Origin of the sequence: Butyrivibrio sp. YAB3001, assembly GCF_900112195.1 — a bacterium.
In the GTDB taxonomy this organism is placed as follows: domain Bacteria; phylum Bacillota; class Clostridia; order Lachnospirales; family Lachnospiraceae; genus Butyrivibrio.
Map to the genome: position 1 here is coordinate 171448 of NZ_FOKR01000002.1, position 17662 is coordinate 189109.

Genomic DNA, 17662 nt, shown 5'->3' on the forward strand with positions numbered 1-17662 from the left:
AAAAATAAAGAATATGTCAAATTTTCTTTAATAATTTATGTTATTTATTATCGTTATTATCTATGACACTTGCATCTAAAACAATATAATCGTAAACGTTCAGCCCATACATAGTGTTTGATTTTACGATTGAATACTCTTCATTTTCATAAAGAACTCGTATTTGCCTGAAATCAGCATAACCTTTATTGATATTATAAACTCCCACCAATGTATCCTGTTTACCAACATTAAATCTATCAGTTGAATCCGGTTTGATTAGCAGATCACCGGAACGAAGCTCAGATGTATCAATATAGTATTCTGAATCCGTCTCACTATAAATTGAAATCTTTACAAATTCTGATGTTTCATTCCCTTGCTCATCGTATTTATCCCTAAGTACGCCGGTTGAATTATCATTATTTTTAATAATGTAATCCTTAGGAATCAGGTAAAAACTTTTATTCACAACAGAAGAATTTGGTATTTTAAGCCCCTTCTCATCCTCTGCAATAAGTTCAATATCAAGATATCTGTCCTTACAAAAAGTAATAAGCGAATTTGTAAACGTCAATACCACAAATGTATCGCCTTCACTATTGGTAACACTTGAGACCTTTCCCCAGGACTCATTCTGGTTCTTGATAAATCTTACCTTGATGTAGCCCATCTCTAAAAGATCATTTACTTTATCCGGATCCTTCTCATAAATTACAACTGACCAGTCCTCATTTGTACAAAGCTTATATATAGGATCTCCAATCTTAACCAGAGTGTTATTTATAAGCTGATTCTTAGTATAATTGGAATTATCAAAATCCTGCAAAGTCAGCTGTGAAGGTGTAATTTCCTCATAGCCATCTGTAGAATAAACAACAATACCGGTATTGGCAGAATACTTATAACTAATTGATTTTAATGTAGAACTGCTTGCATTAAGTGATTGTATATTCTGTAGTACGCTATTATTGGACAACTTCTGAACAGTACCATCTATTCCCACTTTAAAATCATAAACAGTATAAAAAGTGTGCTCATCAAAAGATGACTTAAAATCAATCATCTGTGATCTTAGCTCAGACAGGTCATCATCACTTAAAGTAACCTCATCCGAGCCTTGAGATTTAAGATAATCCAATAGCTGCCCTGATTCATCAACAGTATATACAAGATTCCCTACAGCAACTCTGCCGCCTTCTGCAGCAAAATAGTTTACATAGCCTGCTGTATCGCTTGTAACAATTTCTTCCTGTCTTATGGCTATAGCATCATAAATATTGTTTGTTGAAAGTGAACCTTCTTTTACTTCATATCCAACTATATGATCCCTTTTCAAGTAGGTGATAACACTGATTATGACATATATAGCGATTACACCAAAGATAACAACACCAATGTTAATGTTGTTAAGATTTTTGGGATATTTTGTGATTTTACGGCCAGATCTTGAAGCCATTTTCCCCCAACCTTTAAAAATTTCCTTTTATCTAAAATATAAGCCGCGGAATTCCGCGGCCTATGTCCGTATAATTTTTAATTATTGCCTCTATTCTCATGCAAGATGCATTTCTAAAGCGTTATATATCGTTTGTGCACTTAATCAAAGTGATATAACTATCTTTGATTTAACTGATTCAGGTAAATCAGATTCATCCATTGATACACTTAAAATGAAATCAACATTGAACTTCTCTGAAATCTTTTCAAGCTTATCAATAGTCTCAGTAATATCCTTACCTTCGAGACATGAAATATTCAGAAAACTATCAAAATACATTTGCTGAAGATCGTGGTCCTGAGAAATAATACCACTGACAAATCCGATAAACTCATCAGAATTAGAGATCATGAAATCAGACACTACAATTAAACGAATCTTATTATTTAGCTCATACATATGCTTAGTGTTTTTATCAAGAAAAGCAATACTTCCGAGAACATTCTTAACCTCGGTATTTACCTTGTCCAATAAGCATTTGGTTTTACCCTTTCCCTTTTTCCCCACAATTAACTGAACCATCGGCATACCCTCCTGAAGTAAGATTTAATTCATTGTATTAATTATAAGTTATCAATAACTAAAAGACAACCTTAATTAACGATTTCATTTAACAATTCCGTCATATCATCATATAGTTTTCCGTTGTCCAGATCCTTCATGATTACAGCTATATAAGGATTACCACTTGTATCTCTTGCAAGTAAGATAAGACAATGACCTGCAGCATTAGTTGTGCCTGTCTTACCACCGATAACAGTAATTCCGGATGGCTGAGATTTATTCCCATTAAGGAAACCATTAGTGGTATTAATCTCAACCTCTTTTGCAGTTCCTGTTGAATCAAGATAAGATGTGGTATATGAGTTCATATTTATAATTTCATTAAATGTATCAAATTGCATTGCTGCATTAAAAATAAGATACATATCATAGGCAGTAACGTAATGCTCATCACTTGTCAGGCCATGAGGATTAACAAAATGAGAATTTGTTGCGCCTATATTTTGAGCTTCTGTATTCATAAGGTCAATAAATTCGCTCAAAGAGCCACATATATTGGATGCTATAAGATTTGCAACGTCATTGGCAGAATATATAAGAAGGATATGAAGCGCCTGATCAAGAGTCATTCTGTCGCCTTCTTTTAAGTTGATCTTCTGCGCGCCGCTTTCATTCACATATACATCTTTTCCTGCAACCAACATCTGGTCAAGACTACCATACTTAAGGGCCACATAAGCAGTCATGACTTTGGTAAGGCTTGCAGGCATAACGCGTTCATTGACATTTTGTGCAAATAAAGTTTCCTTTTTGGTAAGATCAAAAAGACCGGCGCTGACATTCTCAGATAATGACAATTCAGAAGTATTTATATCAGTATTTGCAACACACAAATCTGATGCATATGTCGGATAAGTGCCAACAGAATTTTCTTTTGAAAAAGAACCAACAGAATACTTTGCGTCAAATGTAAGAGACGCACAACCGGTGACATTAACTGAACATATCAATAATACAGCTATTGTAACAAAAGCCTTATTTATACATTTCACGCCACTCAAGATCTCCCCTGTCAAGTGATTTGATCAATAGCTCAGCAGAAGCTAAATTTGTTGCAACCGGAATATTATGCATATCGCAAAGAGTCATGACATTGTTAATATCAGGTTCATGCGATTTAACAGTTAAAGGATCTCTTAAGAAGATAACAAGATCTATCTCGTTATGCTCAATAGCTGCTCCAAGCTGCTGAGCGCCTCCAAGATGACCGGCAAGATACTTATGAACACTTAAATTTGTCACCTCTTCAATAAGTCTTCCAGTCGTACCTGTTGCATATAGATCGTTTTTACTCAAAATACCTCTGTATGCTATGCAGAAATTCTGCATTAATTTTTTCTTCGCATCGTGAGCTATAAGTGCTATATTCATTCAGTTAAACCCTCCCAGAGTTATACTTGTTGCTTTGTAGTCTTACATTTAATACAAAACCAATCCCCATAAAAGAACTTAGCAGTGAAGTCAGACCATAACTTACAAAAGGAAGCGGGATTCCGGTGTTAGGGATTACACCTGTAGCAACTCCAATATTTATAAATCCCTGAAATCCTATCCATGCTCCAACACCTGCCGCTATTATCTCACCTGCTCTGTTAAGAGCTCTAAGTGAAATCATGAAACATCTCACTGAAATAGCAAGTATCAGCATAATAACAAGACATGCTCCAACAAATCCAAACTCCTCACCGATAACGGTAAAGATAAGATCGGTTGATGACTCAGAAATGAAACCACCATTTAAAACAGAACTGATTTCGTTGGTATTATAGCCTTTTCCATATAGTTGTCCGGATCCAATAGCCATCATAGAATTAAGCGTCTGATAAGCATCAGAATTTGCATAATCCTCGGGATGAAGCCATGCCAAAATACGTCTTTGCTGATACTCATGTAAAAGACTGCTCTCACCTTGAACTGCGTTATAGATTACAAATAACACCGAAGGAATTGAAACAGAAAGAACAGCTATGACGATTTTCCAACTAATACCTGAAATGAACATGATCGATGCAAAAATCGTCATAATCATAATACAAGTAGACAAATCAGGCTGCATAGCAATAAGGCCTAATGGCAAAGCTAAAAGAAGCAGACAAACCATTATAAATCCAAAGGATTTTATACGGTCTTTATATTTCATAATAAACTGAGCATAAAATAAAATCAATAATATTTTAGCAGCTTCAGAAGGCTGGAAAGTAATGCCAAAAAGATTTATCCATCTCTGCGCTCCATTTGTATTACTTCCAAGAGGTGATAAAACAAGTGCCAGTAAGATTACATTTATGATATAAAAAAGTACATAAAACTTAATCAGGAACAAATAATCAAATAATGAGATAAATATCATAAGGACTATTCCCATTACAAGACCGGCAACCTGTTTATTTTTTGAAGCGGGCTCAGCAGAATTGATAGCCATAATTCCTATTATTGTCAGCCCTATGACCATGATCACAAGAAAAAAATCATAATCAATTATCCTATATTTCTTTAACATAAAAAACCTCAGTAATTAATCCGCATTTGTGGCACCATCTTGTAAAGTCTGAGCTGTGCCGGAAATAATATCATCCTCATCTCTCAGGTTAAAGTAATAAGAAAGCGCTTCTTTTGTAATCTGTGCAGCATAACTTGATGTATATCCGTTAGCTATTCGTGTAGCAATAGCAATTTCAGGCTTTTCATAAGGCGCATAGCAGACAAAAAGTGAGTGGTTAGGCTTACTCTTTGACTCCTGGGCAGTACCTGTTTTACCTGCAACGGCAACGCCTAGATTTGAATAATATGCCTTATCCTGTACAACCTGTCTCATACCGGTATGTATTGAATTCCAGTAGGACTGTGGCATATCAATAGTATTCCTTATAGTAGCAGAATAATCTTCAAGAAGATTGCCATTTGAATCAGTAGTCCTGTCGATGAGAGTCAGATTATAGCAAGTTCCGCTATTTGCCACAGTAGTAACATATCTTGCAAGGCCAACAGTTGTAAATGAGTTCGTACCCTGTCCAATAGCTGAACGAACAGAGTCCATTGTTGAAGTCTGCGGCTCTGATTCAGCAATCTCAATGCCTGATTTTTCTGTAAGTCCGTACATATCAGCATATTTGGCAAGTTTCTCAAGACCTACATCAGACTGATATTTGTCATTTTCTATACCAAGTCTATATCCCACTTCGTAAAAGAAACAGTTACAGGAGTTTCTTATTCCTCCGGCAACATTTAATCCTCCGTGGCCTCTTGGATATATCCAACATCTTGGCGGATTATCAAGTTTATCAAAAATACCGCCGCAGTATATAACAGAATCGGTATTTATAATTCCTTCCATCAACCCCGCTGTAGATGAAACCATCTTAAAGGTTGATCCGGGCGCTGTCTTCTGCTGTGTTGCATAATTATATAATGGATTTGAATTGTCTTTTCGAAGTTTGGCATAATATGCAGCATCAACACCGTTTGCCATCATATTATTGTCATACCCCGGATAAGAAACTAATGCCAGTACATCTCCGGTATTCACATCGGTTATTACCATTGATCCCGTACATGGATCAAGCGCAAGCTGAGCAGGTGTAATATCAAGATTGGCAATCCTGTTCACCATGAAAGTGTATGATGACTCTCCGCCTCTTTGCCAGATATTATACTCTTCTTCATCAACCTTGATCGCATCCTGTTCCAGAAGAATATCGCAAACCTGAGAACCGGAAATCTGTCCATCGAGCAAAAGATATTTATAAAGTCTTGTCCTAAAATCAGAATCTGTTTCAAGCCTTTCGACTATATATTTAACGACCTGTTTAAAAATCTCATCAGAATCAGCATACTGATTATCAATGCTAAGCTTTGATACATCTACCCAGTTCATTGCGATAGCATACTTTAAATATTCAGCAAGTGATATTGTCTCATCAGTAGTCCATGCTATGTAAGTAGCATCTTCTTTATCAACTTTTGAAGAGTCCAATATTCCGTTTGAATATAATTCAGAGGCAATATGGCTCATATACCACTGATATTCCTTTGAAAGATGATCATAACTGGTCTTTTTTTCATTAAGCTCAGTTTTTATCTCTTCAATTACAGTAGCATTCTTATTTAAAAAAGCATCATATACAGCCTTCTCATTCTCACCTGCATCAGACTTCAAAAAATGCTCAACATCAATAACATTATTGTCAAACATAGCATAATAAACATCATAAATTGGTATGACAATATTGCTTGAGCTTGATGCCTCCGTATATGTATAAGTCTTTATATTCTGAATTTTTGAAACAAGGATTCCGGCAAGTGACTGCTCAATAATGTTATAACAAGCCTCAGTGAGGTCTTTATCTATTGTGAGGTACACATCATTTCCAGCAACAGAGTCCACATAATTACTTGTTTCAATGACCTGTCCCGTATTATCAACATAAACAGTTTCAGAACCCTTTGTTCCCTGAAGAACACTTTCCATTGCCTGTTCTATGCCGGATTTACCAACAGTATCATTCATATTGTAATTGTTGTTTTTTTGCTGAAGTTCATATAATTCATCTTCAGAGACCTTGCCTGTATAGCCTAAGATCTGTGAAAAATAATAGGAATCAACGTATTTTCTCGCTGTGCTTTCTTCAATGGATACGCCCTCTAACGTATCAAGGTTTTCCATAACATCTGCAACAGTCTGTTCACTTACATCAGAAGCAACAGTAGTATCAATGTACTTCTGAAAGCTGTTTGCATTCATGTTATATCTTATATTCAATACCTTGAGCGCTCTGTCATTTGTATACCCTTTCCTTACGACAAACGACGAAGAATTGTTTTCCTCTTCATAATCGCCCACACCGTATTTCTTACATAGATCATCAACAACTTCTGCTGCAGTTTTGGTCTTTTCCTCGTATTTAAGATTGCTTATCGAAGTTTTTCCATAAACATCAGCAAGAAACCTGTAAAGAGTATTTCCTTCTACAGTGAACTCAAAAGCGTTATCTTCATTAACAACAATCTTAAAATCCTGGTCAACGCTATCACCATTATTCTCAATAATATCGATCAGTCTGTTCAAAGTATTATTAATTGACTGGTTCTTGCCTTTGCCGGATTTATAAACGTCCTCTATCGTTACTGAATTAGCAAGTTCATTGTATGCTAGAAGTTTCCCGTTTCTGTCATAAATATTGCCCCTTGTTGCAGCAATACTTTTTTCTTTTTTTATCCTTAGTTTAAAAGAATCAAGGTAGTATTCACCATTAATGATCTGCAGAGAAAAGAGTCTGTATATCATGATGCTTGCAAGACAGATGAGAACTGCAGAAACAATGACCGCCCTGGATGTTATGAACTTAAATACAGCTTCTTTAATATCGTTAAACAAATTTCTTTGCGCTCCTTTGTTCACGCTCATCTATCTTGTTATTAAGATACAAAATAACAGGATAATAAAAAATTGCGATAAGTGCTGTGTACACCATTTCCGGAACAATAACACTCATCATATAGTAGCCAATATTAAATCTGGTTCTGAAAAGAAACATCAAAACATAACATATAAAGCCATATACAAAATCAGTAATTGTTATAAAAAAGATTGGAATGGCAATATTTTGCGAAAAGAATACTTCATGAAACTTACCTACTATAAATCCAAGATACATATAGATAAGCGCAAAAAAGCCCAGATAAGAACCAAAAAAGATATCTACAAGTATTCCACTGAAAAAACCAACTAAAAGTCCTGTCTTATCACCTTTTATAAAAGCAGAAGAAACAACTACGATCAATAAAAGATTTGGCGTGATGCCACCAAAATCAATTCTTCTAAAAACGGTTGTCTGCAATATAAAAGAGACAAGAAGAAGTATGAAATTAGTAATAGCCCGTCTTATATTCATTAAAAAATCCCTTAATCAGTAACGTTTTTCTTTAAATCCAACAGAACAAGCACAATATTCATATGTTCAAAATCAACTGCCGGTGTTAAAGTGCCGGATTTAGTAAGATTATTGGAATCATCATCAAGTGTGGCAATATAACCGATAAGGATACCCGGAAGATACTTATCGCTAATATTAGAAGTTACAATCTTATCTCCAATGCTTACCCTGTCAATATCATCAACCAGCTTGGAAAAACTGATATATCCCTGCTTGTATAATTCCAGATTTCCCTGAACAATAAGATTATCAGAAGATGACAATACCATTCCGCTGACCGCAGCATTATCAGCAATGATTGACTGAACTTTTGCCCAGTCGGGACCAACATCGATGATTCTGCCAACCAGCGCGCCATTAGCAATAACGTTCATATCAATAGCAAGTCCGTCATCAGAGCCTTTATCAATTACGAATGCATGATACCAGTTTCCGGCATCTTTGGCGATGATCCTTGCGCCAACCTTATCATATTTTTCATATGGATCATCAAGCTGATAGAGATTACGAAGCTCAATAAGCTCATATTTTTCCTGCTCAAGTTCGGTGTTTGCAATAGTAAGCTCATCAATCTTATTTTTAAGTTCTTCGTTTTCATCAAGGAGCTTTGTTATGGATGAGAGCTTTTCTGCTGAATCCATAAGGTATGTGGAAACCGTAGTTATGCCTTTTTGAAATGGCACGATAAATACACCTGCAAAAGAATTAAGCGGGCCGGTAAAAATATTTGTATTAAATGTGACCACAATTAAAAGTGTACACAGTACTGTTAAAATAAAGAGGAGATATTTACTGGGTAAAGTAAAATCCTCTCCTCTTCTCTTGATAATGGGACTCATTATTTATCCTCTTCAATTCCATATGCAAGAGCCTTATATTGATCTTCTCTTATGATTTTGGCAAGACCAAGAGCACCGGAACCAACTGGATTCTCGGCAATATTAACATTCAGACCAACACCATTGCTAAGTCTCTGTGCCAGATGGCAAACCTGAGATGCACCACCTGTTAGATATAGACCATGCTTAAAGATATCTGCAGCAAGTTCCGGAGGTGTTTTCTCAAGAGCTGCTTTAATGTTATCCAAAATTGTATCAAAGTTTTCTATAAGAGATTGATTAAGAAGTTCAATCGGAATCTTTCTCTCAACAGGAAGACCGGTTACAATATCTCTGCCGTAAACAACCGCATCTTTATTTTCCTTTTCAAGATCTTTAAGTGCAATCTTAACAGCCTCAGATGTCTTCTCACCGATCAGAAGACCAAATTCTTTTCTGATAACATTTCTGATAGCTTCATCAAACTTCTTGCCACCAACCTTAATAAGTTTGCTGACAACTATTCCTCTAAGCGAAAGGATTGAAATCTCAGTAGTATCATAACCAACGTTGACAACAAGAACACCCTGAGAATTCATGACATCAACGTTCATGCCAAGACCATCAGCAAGAGGCTTTTTAACCATCATGATCTTCTTAGCCTTGATTCCCGCATCATTAATAAGATCATGGAAAGCTCTTCTTTCAACTTCTGTTACATCCTTGGGAACAGCTATATAAACTTCACAAGGCTTAACAGAACCCTTCATCTGATCTGTCAAAAACAGTTTTACCAAAGTTTCCATATGCTCAATATCTGCAATAACACCACTGTTTAGAGGATAAGAAATTCTGATCTTATCAGGTGCCTTTTCATACATTTCATAAGCAGAATTACCATAAGCAAAAACATTAACTTTGTTTTCTATGGCAATCATATTTTTTTCTACTGTGAGAGAATCCTCATCTCTGTTATAAATCTTGATATTGCTTGTTCCAAGATCGATTCCGAATATATTACCCAATGTTTCCTCCTTATTGCCACAGCAGTCCTTTTTCTGCAAGACTGCAATATGCTCTGTCTCCGATAATAATGTGATCGCGTAAAATTATATCAAGCATAGATCCTGATTCACGTATCTTGCTTGTAATTGCTACATCCGCCTTACTTGGTGTTGGATCACCGGTAGGATGATTATGCAATAAAATAATATTTGCAGCACTGCATTTTAATGCATTCATAAAAACATCCCTGGGCGAAAGGCTTGCTGAATTTACAGTACCAATTGATAAAAGACACTCTTCTATAAGTCCCATTTTGTTATTAAGACACAAAAGAATTGTTTTTTCCTGTTCTTCATGCCTTAATTTTTCCATGTAATAATCCGCAACTACCGCAGGATTATTACAATCCAGGCTATCTTTGGTCTGCTTTTTGGCCATCCTCTTTGCAAGTTCTGCGACACACTTTAATTTAACAGCCTTGACCTGACCGATTCCATGAATCTTCTGAAGTTCATCCATAGAAAGACTAAATAAAGAATTTAATCCCTTCTCTTTACCCTTTCCAAGCTGCATGACCTGCCTTGCAATATCAACCGGAGAATTCTGATTACTCCCGGTTCTGATTATTACAGCAAGAAGTTCTGCATCAGTAAGGCTCTCAGCACCAAAGGATAAAAACCTCTCATATGGCAGGCAATCCTTATATAAAATGTTCTCAGACAATTGCGTATTAAATGATTTCATATGTCTCCTTCTGAAAAAACACTCCAGACAATCAGAAAAAGACCACTTTGTATTTTAACACAAATACAAATAAGTTTAAACCATTACATTTTATCAGCTGTCACTATTCCGGCATCAACAAGGCTTTGCAGTGTCTTAAGAATTCCAAGCTTTGCATGTGGCCAGGTAAGACCGCCCTGGAAAAATACGGAATAAGGCTCTTTTATAGGACCGTCAGCTGAAAGTTCAATTGAAGAACCTGATACAAATGCACCTGCAGCCATTATAACCTTTGCATCATACCCCGGCATATCCCATGGTTCAGGGGTTACAAAAGAATCAACAGGTGCAGCAGCCTGTACTCCCTGGCAGAATGCAATTACTCCTTCAGGCTTACCAAAAGTAACTGCCTGTATTATGTCATGTCTGTCTTCCGTTGCGTTTGGACAAACATCGAAGCCTAGCTTCTCATAGATGTTTGCTGCAAAGATCGCACCCTTTAAAGCTGATGCTGTAACTATTGGAGCAAGGAAAAAGCCCTGATAGAACTGAGGTAATATTCCAAGGGAAGCTCCTACTTCTTTTCCAAGTCCTGGAGAAGTAAGTCTGAATGCTGCATTTTCTACACAAGCTCTTTTTCCAGCTATATATCCGCCAATTGGCGCAAGTCCTCCACCTGGATTCTTGATAAGAGAACCAACGACCATATCAGCTCCAACATCAGATGGTTCCTTTTTGTCAACAAATTCGCCATAACAGTTATCAACCATACAGATAACATCAGGCTTAACTGATTTGATAAAGGCGATAAGCTCACCAATTCTGTCAACAGAAAGTGTAGGTCTTGTCTGATATCCCTTTGATCTTTGAATGGTTGCAAGTTTAATATTATCATGTTCAAGAAGAGCTTTCCTAATATTATCAAAATCAAAAGAACCATCTTTTTTAAGGTCAACCTGACAATAATCTATGCCATATTCCTTTAATGATCCCTTAGAAGGTCTTATTCCTATTACTTCTTCAAGGGTATCATAGGGCTTTCCAACAGGAGAAAAAAGCATATCTCCTGGTCTGAGATTACTCATAAGAGCAAGTGCAAGCGCATGAGTTCCGCAGGTAATCTGAGGACGAACAAGAGCATCTTCTGTATGAAAAACAGATGCATAGACAGCTTCAAGCTTTTCTCTGCCGATATCGTTATAACCGTAACCTGTTGTTCCTAAAAGGCAAGCTTCACTGACCTTATTATCCTGCATTGCCTTAATAACTTTAAGCTGATTATACTCAGCATTTTTATCAATATTTGAAAATCTTTCTTCAAGACTTTTTAATACTTTCTCACCAAAATCATATACTTCTTCTGAAATTCCAAGTGCTTTATAAATCTCTTTGTTCATATAATCTAATCATCTCTTTCAAAATTAATTCATCATCATGATCAAAATCATTTTTATCGATCCAGATCACATCTCTTTCTCGTCTAAACCAGGTAAGCTGCCGCTTTGCAAAATGCCTTGTATTTTGTTTGATAAGGTAGACAGCCCTTTCAAGGTCGTATTCCCCATCCAGAAATCCCAGTACTTCTCTATATCCAAGTCCCTGCATGGATGTCGCTGTTCGAGGAATGTTCATTGCGTTAAGCCTTGTCACTTCATCCACAAGACCTTCCTCAATCATCATATCAACTCTTTTATCTATGCGGGAATAAAGAGTCTTTCTTTCATCTGTAAGAACAAAATACCTGAAATCATAAGGCGATTTCTTAACGCGCTGCTCTTTATTGTGTTCTGAAATTGGACGCCCTGTTTTCCTATAATACTCTAAAGCTCTAATAACTCTTTTTGAATTGTTCTCATGAATTATCAGAGCTGACTCAGGGTCAACTCTTTTTAATTCTTCATGAAGAACATGAACGCCTTCAGTTTTTGCTCTCTTTTCAAGTTCAAGTCTGATGCTGTCATCTTCATCAGTTTCGGTAAAATCTATGTCATACAATACAGCCTGAATATAAAAACCTGTTCCACCAACAATAATGGGAACTTTTCCGCGTGATGCAATATCCAATATTGCATCTTTAACAAGCTTTTGGAACATAAATACATTAAAATCCACATCAGGTTCCAAAAAATCTATAAGATGATGCGGAACGCCATCCATTTTTTCAGGGCTTATTTTATCTGTCCCGATATTCATATACTTATATACCTGCATAGAATCAGCGGAGATTATCTCTCCGCCTATTCTCTTAGCAAGTTCTATTGATAATTTGGATTTTCCAACAGCAGTTGGTCCTGTAAGCACAATAATTTTCTGCATACTATTCCACAACTCTCTTAAACTTTTTGTCAATCTCATATTTGCTCATGGAAATAATAGTAGGTCTACCATGAGGACAATTATAAGGATTATCCAAAGTTAACAGTTCATCAAGAAGGGCTTCCATTTCTGTTCGAGTCATTTTTGTATTGCCTTTTACAGAAGCCTTGCAAGCCATACTTGCTATCTTATAGTTTATTACATCTGGTGTTCTGTCCTGGCTCGTCTCATGCGATAATTCATCAAGAATTTCAAGGAACATTTCCTTTTCATTGCTGCAGCCAAATAAATCTATAGGGATTGCTCGCATTGCATATTCATGTCCACCAAAGTTTTCAATGTTAAAGCCAAGTTTCTCAAAATACTGTCTATATGATAAAAACATTTCTTCTTCACTGGCTGACAATGTAAGAATAACAGGCGGATTTACCATCTGAGAAAGAAGTTCTCCTGCTTTGTACCTCTTCATCATACGCTCATAGTTGACTTTTTCATGAGCTGCATGCTGGTCAACAAGAAACATCTTATCCTTAAAACCAATAATCCAATAGGTGCCAAAAATCTGCCCCAATATATCATATTCCTTCACATTTTCTTTGGAAAGAACTTTCTCATCAAAGAGATTAAGCTGAACCGGCTTTTTTTCAACAACTATTGCATCCTGCTGTTTGATTATAGGCGATGGATGCTCATTTTTGTCAGCCCTTGACCCGTCAGAATCTCCAAAGATTCTTGTCCATACCGCAGATTTATTTGAATCCTCAATCTTTATTGGTTCAGCCTTTACACCGGTAGCATATACAGGCTGACTTTCAGCAACTTTATTTTCTTCAAATCTAAGCTTTTCAAAAGGCTCCGGCGCAAGCTTTTTGTCCTGACTCTTAGGCTGTTCATTAACCGGATTTAATTCTTTTGTCTTTTCCTGATCTTTATCTTCGGTATCATCAAAAAAAGATTCCTGCTCTGGCAGCTTTGTAGTATCTTTCACCACTATATCAGCCTTTTTTGGTTCTCTTACAGCCTCATTTACTGTGGCCACTTGTTTAGGTTGTTCTTTGCTCTTAATCTCTTTTTCATCTTCTTTGCTGTTTAAAAGAGCATCAGGTATCATTTCCTGCCTTTTAAGTACTTCTTCAACGCTTCTTCTGATAAAATCATAAAGAGCAATCTGATTATTAAATCTCACTTCGAGCTTTGCAGGATGTACATTGACGTCAACCATTGACGGATCCATACGAATGTGCAAAACAACGAATGGAAATTTATGCATCATCAGATATTGCTTATAGCCTTCCTCAATAGCTTTGGAGATAACCTTGTCCTTAACATATCTTCCATTAACAAAAAACACTTCAAAGTTTCTGTTTGATCTGTTAAGTGAAGGTTCTCCAAGATAGCCTTCAAGGGTAATACCATTCTCACTGACATTGATTGGTCTTATGCTCACTGAAACATCTCTTCCATAAATACGATAAATGAGTTCTTTTAAATCACCATTTCCAGAAGTTGAGAATTTATCGTCCTTATTATTTATGTAATGAAAAGAAATTGTTGGATTATCAAGAGCCAGATGCTCCATGACATCGCCAATATAACTTCCTTCTGTTTGAGGAGTTTTTAAAAACTTCTTTCTTGCAGGTGTATTGTAAAAAAGGTTTTTGATAAGAAAAGTGGTTCCATCTGGAGCTCCGATTTCCTCCATTCCCTCCTCTTCACCACCATTTATGGTATATCTTATGCCGGTCAGATCTTCAGGAACTTTAGTTATCATCTCGACCTGCGAAACAGAAGAAATACTTGATAAAGCCTCACCTCTAAAACCGAGGGAATGAATTGAAAACAGATCATCGATGTTTTTAAGTTTACTTGTAGCATGGCGCTTAAATGCTTTTCTTATCTGGCTCTTTTCAATGCCGCACCCATTATCCGTAACACGGATAAGATCAATGCCACCGCCCTTAATTTCGACAGTCACAGCTGTAGCGCCTGAATCGATAGCATTTTCCACCAGTTCTTTAACAACACTGGCAGGTCTTTCTACAACTTCTCCTGCCGCAATCTGATCAATTGTGTTTTTATCAAGCTCGTTTATAAAGGCCATTTAGTTTTTCCACCTGTTCTTTAAGTCACTCTGCAATTTGTATAAAGTATTTAAGGCATCCATAGGAGTCAGCGTTGTTATATCAATTTCCTTTAATCTCCTAAGAACTTCCTCATCTGTAACAGTGTCAAAAAGCGACATCTGGTCGATATCTACATCATCGTAATGCTTAACTTTAACCTTTTTATCATTTCTGTTGTCTTTAGCAATGCTCTGAACCTTTTCAGTTATATCATTATCAGAAAGCTCAGCTACAATCTCTTTAGCCCTGTCAATTACCATGTCAGGAACGCCGGCAAGTTTTGCAACCTGTATTCCATAGCTCTTGTCTGCGCCGCCCTTAACAATTTTTCGTAAAAAGACAATGTCATCACCATTTTCCTTAACAGCTATGCAATAGTTATTCACATTATCCATCTTACCTTCAAGCTCTGTAAGCTCATGATAATGAGTAGCAAAAAGTGTCTTTGCTCCAAGAATCTTTCTATTACTGATATGCTCGGTAACTGCCCACGCAATCGCAAGACCATCATAGGTGGATGTTCCTCGTCCTATTTCATCAAGGATAAGAAGCGAATTAGGAGTGGCATTTCTTAGGATATTTGCAACCTCATTCATTTCCACCATAAATGTTGACTGACCGCTTCCTAAGTCATCCGAAGCTCCTACCCTGGTAAAGATTCTGTCAACAACACAGATATCTGCCTTCTTTGCAGGAACAAAGCTGCCAATCTGTGCCATTAACACTATCAGGGCCGTCTGTCTCATATAAGTGGATTTACCAGCCATATTAGGGCCTGTAATAATTGAAATACAGTGTTTTTTATTATCAAGATATGTATCATTGGAAATAAACATATCCGATGTATCGAGCATAATCTCTACAACAGGATGTCTGCCATCTTTGATATTGATTATTCCCTTATCATTCATATCAGGCTTGATGTAATGATTTTTCTCAGCAACATAAGCCAAAGAGGCATATACGTCAAGAAGAGCGATTGCCTTTGCTGTCGACTGTATTCTGTCTATCTCAAGAGCAATTGAATCACGTATCTTGCAGAACATTTCATACTCAAGATTATTAAGCTTATCCTGAGCATTCAAAATTGTGTCTTCAAGTTCTTTTAACTTAGGAGTTGTATATCTCTCACAATTGGTAAGAGTTTGTTTTCTGATAAAGTAATCAGGAACACTATCCTTGTATGAGTTTGTAACCTCAAAGGAATATCCAAAAACATTACTGTACTTAATTCTGAGATTTTTGATACCGGTCTTTTCTTTTTCTTCCTCTTCCATCTGAGCAAGCCAGGTTTTACCATTAGTTCCTGCTTCTCTGAAATGGTCGATATCACTGTCAAAGCCCTCTTTAATGATGCCGCTCTCTTTTATCGCAAGCGGTGGTTCTTCAACAATTGCTTTATCTATAAGTTCATAAATATCCTGCAGACTATCCAATTTTTCAAAAATAGATGCAAGTTCCGTATCATCATGAACATCAAGAAGCGAAGTTTTTATTGCAGGTATCATCTTGATTGAATTTCTAAATGCCAAAAGATCTCGTGGATTTGCTGTCTTAAAAACAATCTTTGACATAAGTCTCTCAAGATCGTATACAGGACCAAGGTATTCTCTTATTTCTTCTCTTGTAACAACATTCTTTAAAAGGCTGTTAACTGCGCCCTGCCTTCTTAAAATTTCATTTTTATCAATCAAAGGCTGTTCGATAAAACCTCTTAAAGTTCTTGCTCCCATAGCTGTCTTGGTCTTATCGAGCACCCATAAAAGAGTTCCTTTTTTCTGTTTATCTCTCATAGTTTCAACAAGCTCAAGATTACGCCTTGTTGAACTGTCAAGAAGCATATATTTACTTGCAAGGTAAGGATACAGGTGTGTAAAATTGGAAATATCTGACTTTTGCATATCTGTCAGATATTGTAAAAGCGCTCCTGCTGCAACTACGCCGTTTGGAAAATCGTCTACGCCAAGTCCAATAAGTGATGACACCTTAAAATGCTTCATCAAAAGCTTTTTGCAGGAATCTTCATCAAAATATCTTGCTTCAAGAGGATTTACAAAAATCTGAAGTCTTCCCTTTAATTCCTCAATATTAACTCCGCTCACACTAAAAGATTCATTACATATGAGCTCGGAAGGCATATATTTACCGATTTCATCCATCGCCTCACGCACGGAAGAAACCTCTGTAAGAAAATAATCTCCGGTTGTAACATCAGCTACGGAAATTCCAATCACATCAGGAGTATAAAGAATACTCATGATATAGTTGTTCTTTGTTTCCTCAAGTGATTGCATATTAAGGTTTGTTCCGGGAGTCACTATCCTTGTAACTTCCCTTTTTACAATTCCTTTAGCAAGCTTTGGATCTTCCATCTGCTCGCAAATCGCAACTTTATATCCTCTTGAGACCAGTTTGGTAAGATATGAATCTACAGCATGAAAAGGCACTCCGCACATAGGTGCTCTTTCCTCAAGTCCACATGCCTTACCTGTAAGTGTAAGTTCAAGTTCTTTTGAAGCTATCTTTGCATCATCAAAAAATAATTCGTAAAAATCTCCAAGTCTGTAAAAGAGAATACAGTCCTTATTTTCTAACTTTGTATTAAGATAATGTTGCATCATAGGTGATACTTTTTCTATGTCAACAGTATCAAAAGTAGCGGTGCTCTCCACAACAAAAAATCCCCTTAAATATCAAGAA

The 17662-nt window shown here is 36.5% G+C and carries 14 protein-coding genes; all 14 read right to left on the minus strand.

Features of this window, described 5'->3' with window-relative positions; genetic code table 11:
• Positions 1-40 precede the first annotated feature (40 nt).
• The 14 genes from BM086_RS00790 to mutS all read right to left on the minus strand — a co-directional run bounded on the left by BM086_RS00790 (position 41) and on the right by mutS (position 17583).
• Positions 41-1438 carry an HlyD family efflux transporter periplasmic adaptor subunit gene (locus BM086_RS00790; RefSeq protein WP_092321952.1) on the minus strand — a complete coding sequence of 466 codons (1398 nt, stop codon included), beginning with the start codon at positions 1436-1438 and terminating at the stop codon, positions 41-43.
• Between the two features lie 144 nt (positions 1439-1582).
• Positions 1583-2002, minus strand: a complete 420-nt coding sequence (locus BM086_RS00795) for a twitching motility protein PilT (RefSeq protein ID WP_092321958.1) — start codon at positions 2000-2002, stop codon at positions 1583-1585.
• A gap of 71 nt (positions 2003-2073) precedes the next feature.
• Positions 2074-3036, minus strand: coding sequence for a D-alanyl-D-alanine carboxypeptidase family protein (locus BM086_RS00800; protein WP_242952100.1), 963 nt, complete (start codon positions 3034-3036; stop codon positions 2074-2076).
• On the minus strand, positions 3020-3415 hold the full coding sequence (gene mgsA, locus BM086_RS00805) for a methylglyoxal synthase (RefSeq protein ID WP_092321964.1): 396 nt from the start codon (positions 3413-3415) through the stop codon (positions 3020-3022). Before mgsA ends, BM086_RS00800 begins: the two co-directional genes overlap by 17 nt.
• Positions 3416-3419: 4 nt before the next feature.
• Positions 3420-4544: an FtsW/RodA/SpoVE family cell cycle protein gene (locus BM086_RS00810; RefSeq protein ID WP_092321967.1), complete on the minus strand. Its 1125-nt coding sequence runs from the start codon at positions 4542-4544 to the stop codon at positions 3420-3422.
• Positions 4545-4559: 15 nt separating this feature from the next.
• Positions 4560-7418, minus strand: a complete 2859-nt coding sequence (locus BM086_RS00815) for a penicillin-binding transpeptidase domain-containing protein (protein ID WP_092321970.1) — start codon at positions 7416-7418, stop codon at positions 4560-4562.
• Positions 7411-7935 (minus strand): rod shape-determining protein MreD, encoded by a 525-nt coding sequence (gene mreD, locus BM086_RS00820; protein WP_092321973.1) that lies wholly within the window; start codon positions 7933-7935, stop codon positions 7411-7413. The genes BM086_RS00815 and mreD overlap by 8 nt, the downstream gene beginning before the upstream one ends.
• 11 nt (positions 7936-7946) lie before the next feature.
• Positions 7947-8816, minus strand: a complete 870-nt coding sequence (gene mreC / locus BM086_RS00825; protein WP_092321976.1) for a rod shape-determining protein MreC — start codon at positions 8814-8816, stop codon at positions 7947-7949.
• Positions 8816-9820: a rod shape-determining protein gene (gene mreB / locus BM086_RS00830; RefSeq protein WP_092321979.1), complete on the minus strand. Its 1005-nt coding sequence runs from the start codon at positions 9818-9820 to the stop codon at positions 8816-8818. The genes mreC and mreB overlap by 1 nt, the downstream gene beginning before the upstream one ends.
• Positions 9821-9830: 10 nt before the next feature.
• A complete protein-coding gene (radC, locus tag BM086_RS00835; protein WP_092321982.1) occupies positions 9831-10544 on the minus strand; it encodes a RadC family protein in 714 nt (237 codons plus the stop codon).
• An 83-nt stretch (positions 10545-10627) separates the two neighbouring features.
• On the minus strand, positions 10628-11920 hold the full coding sequence (locus tag BM086_RS00840; protein ID WP_092321985.1) for a methionine gamma-lyase family protein: 1293 nt from the start codon (positions 11918-11920) through the stop codon (positions 10628-10630).
• Complete coding sequence (miaA, locus tag BM086_RS00845) at positions 11901-12839, minus strand: tRNA (adenosine(37)-N6)-dimethylallyltransferase MiaA (protein WP_092321988.1); 939 nt, start codon at positions 12837-12839, stop codon at positions 11901-11903. Before miaA ends, BM086_RS00840 begins: the two co-directional genes overlap by 20 nt.
• Position 12840: 1 nt before the next feature.
• Positions 12841-14940 carry a DNA mismatch repair endonuclease MutL gene (mutL, locus tag BM086_RS00850; RefSeq protein WP_092321991.1) on the minus strand — a complete coding sequence of 700 codons (2100 nt, stop codon included), beginning with the start codon at positions 14938-14940 and terminating at the stop codon, positions 12841-12843.
• Entirely contained in the window at positions 14941-17583 is a 2643-nt protein-coding gene (gene mutS / locus BM086_RS00855; RefSeq protein WP_092323478.1) for a DNA mismatch repair protein MutS, read from the minus strand. It lies immediately after the preceding gene.
• Between the last annotated feature and the right edge of the window lie 79 nt (positions 17584-17662).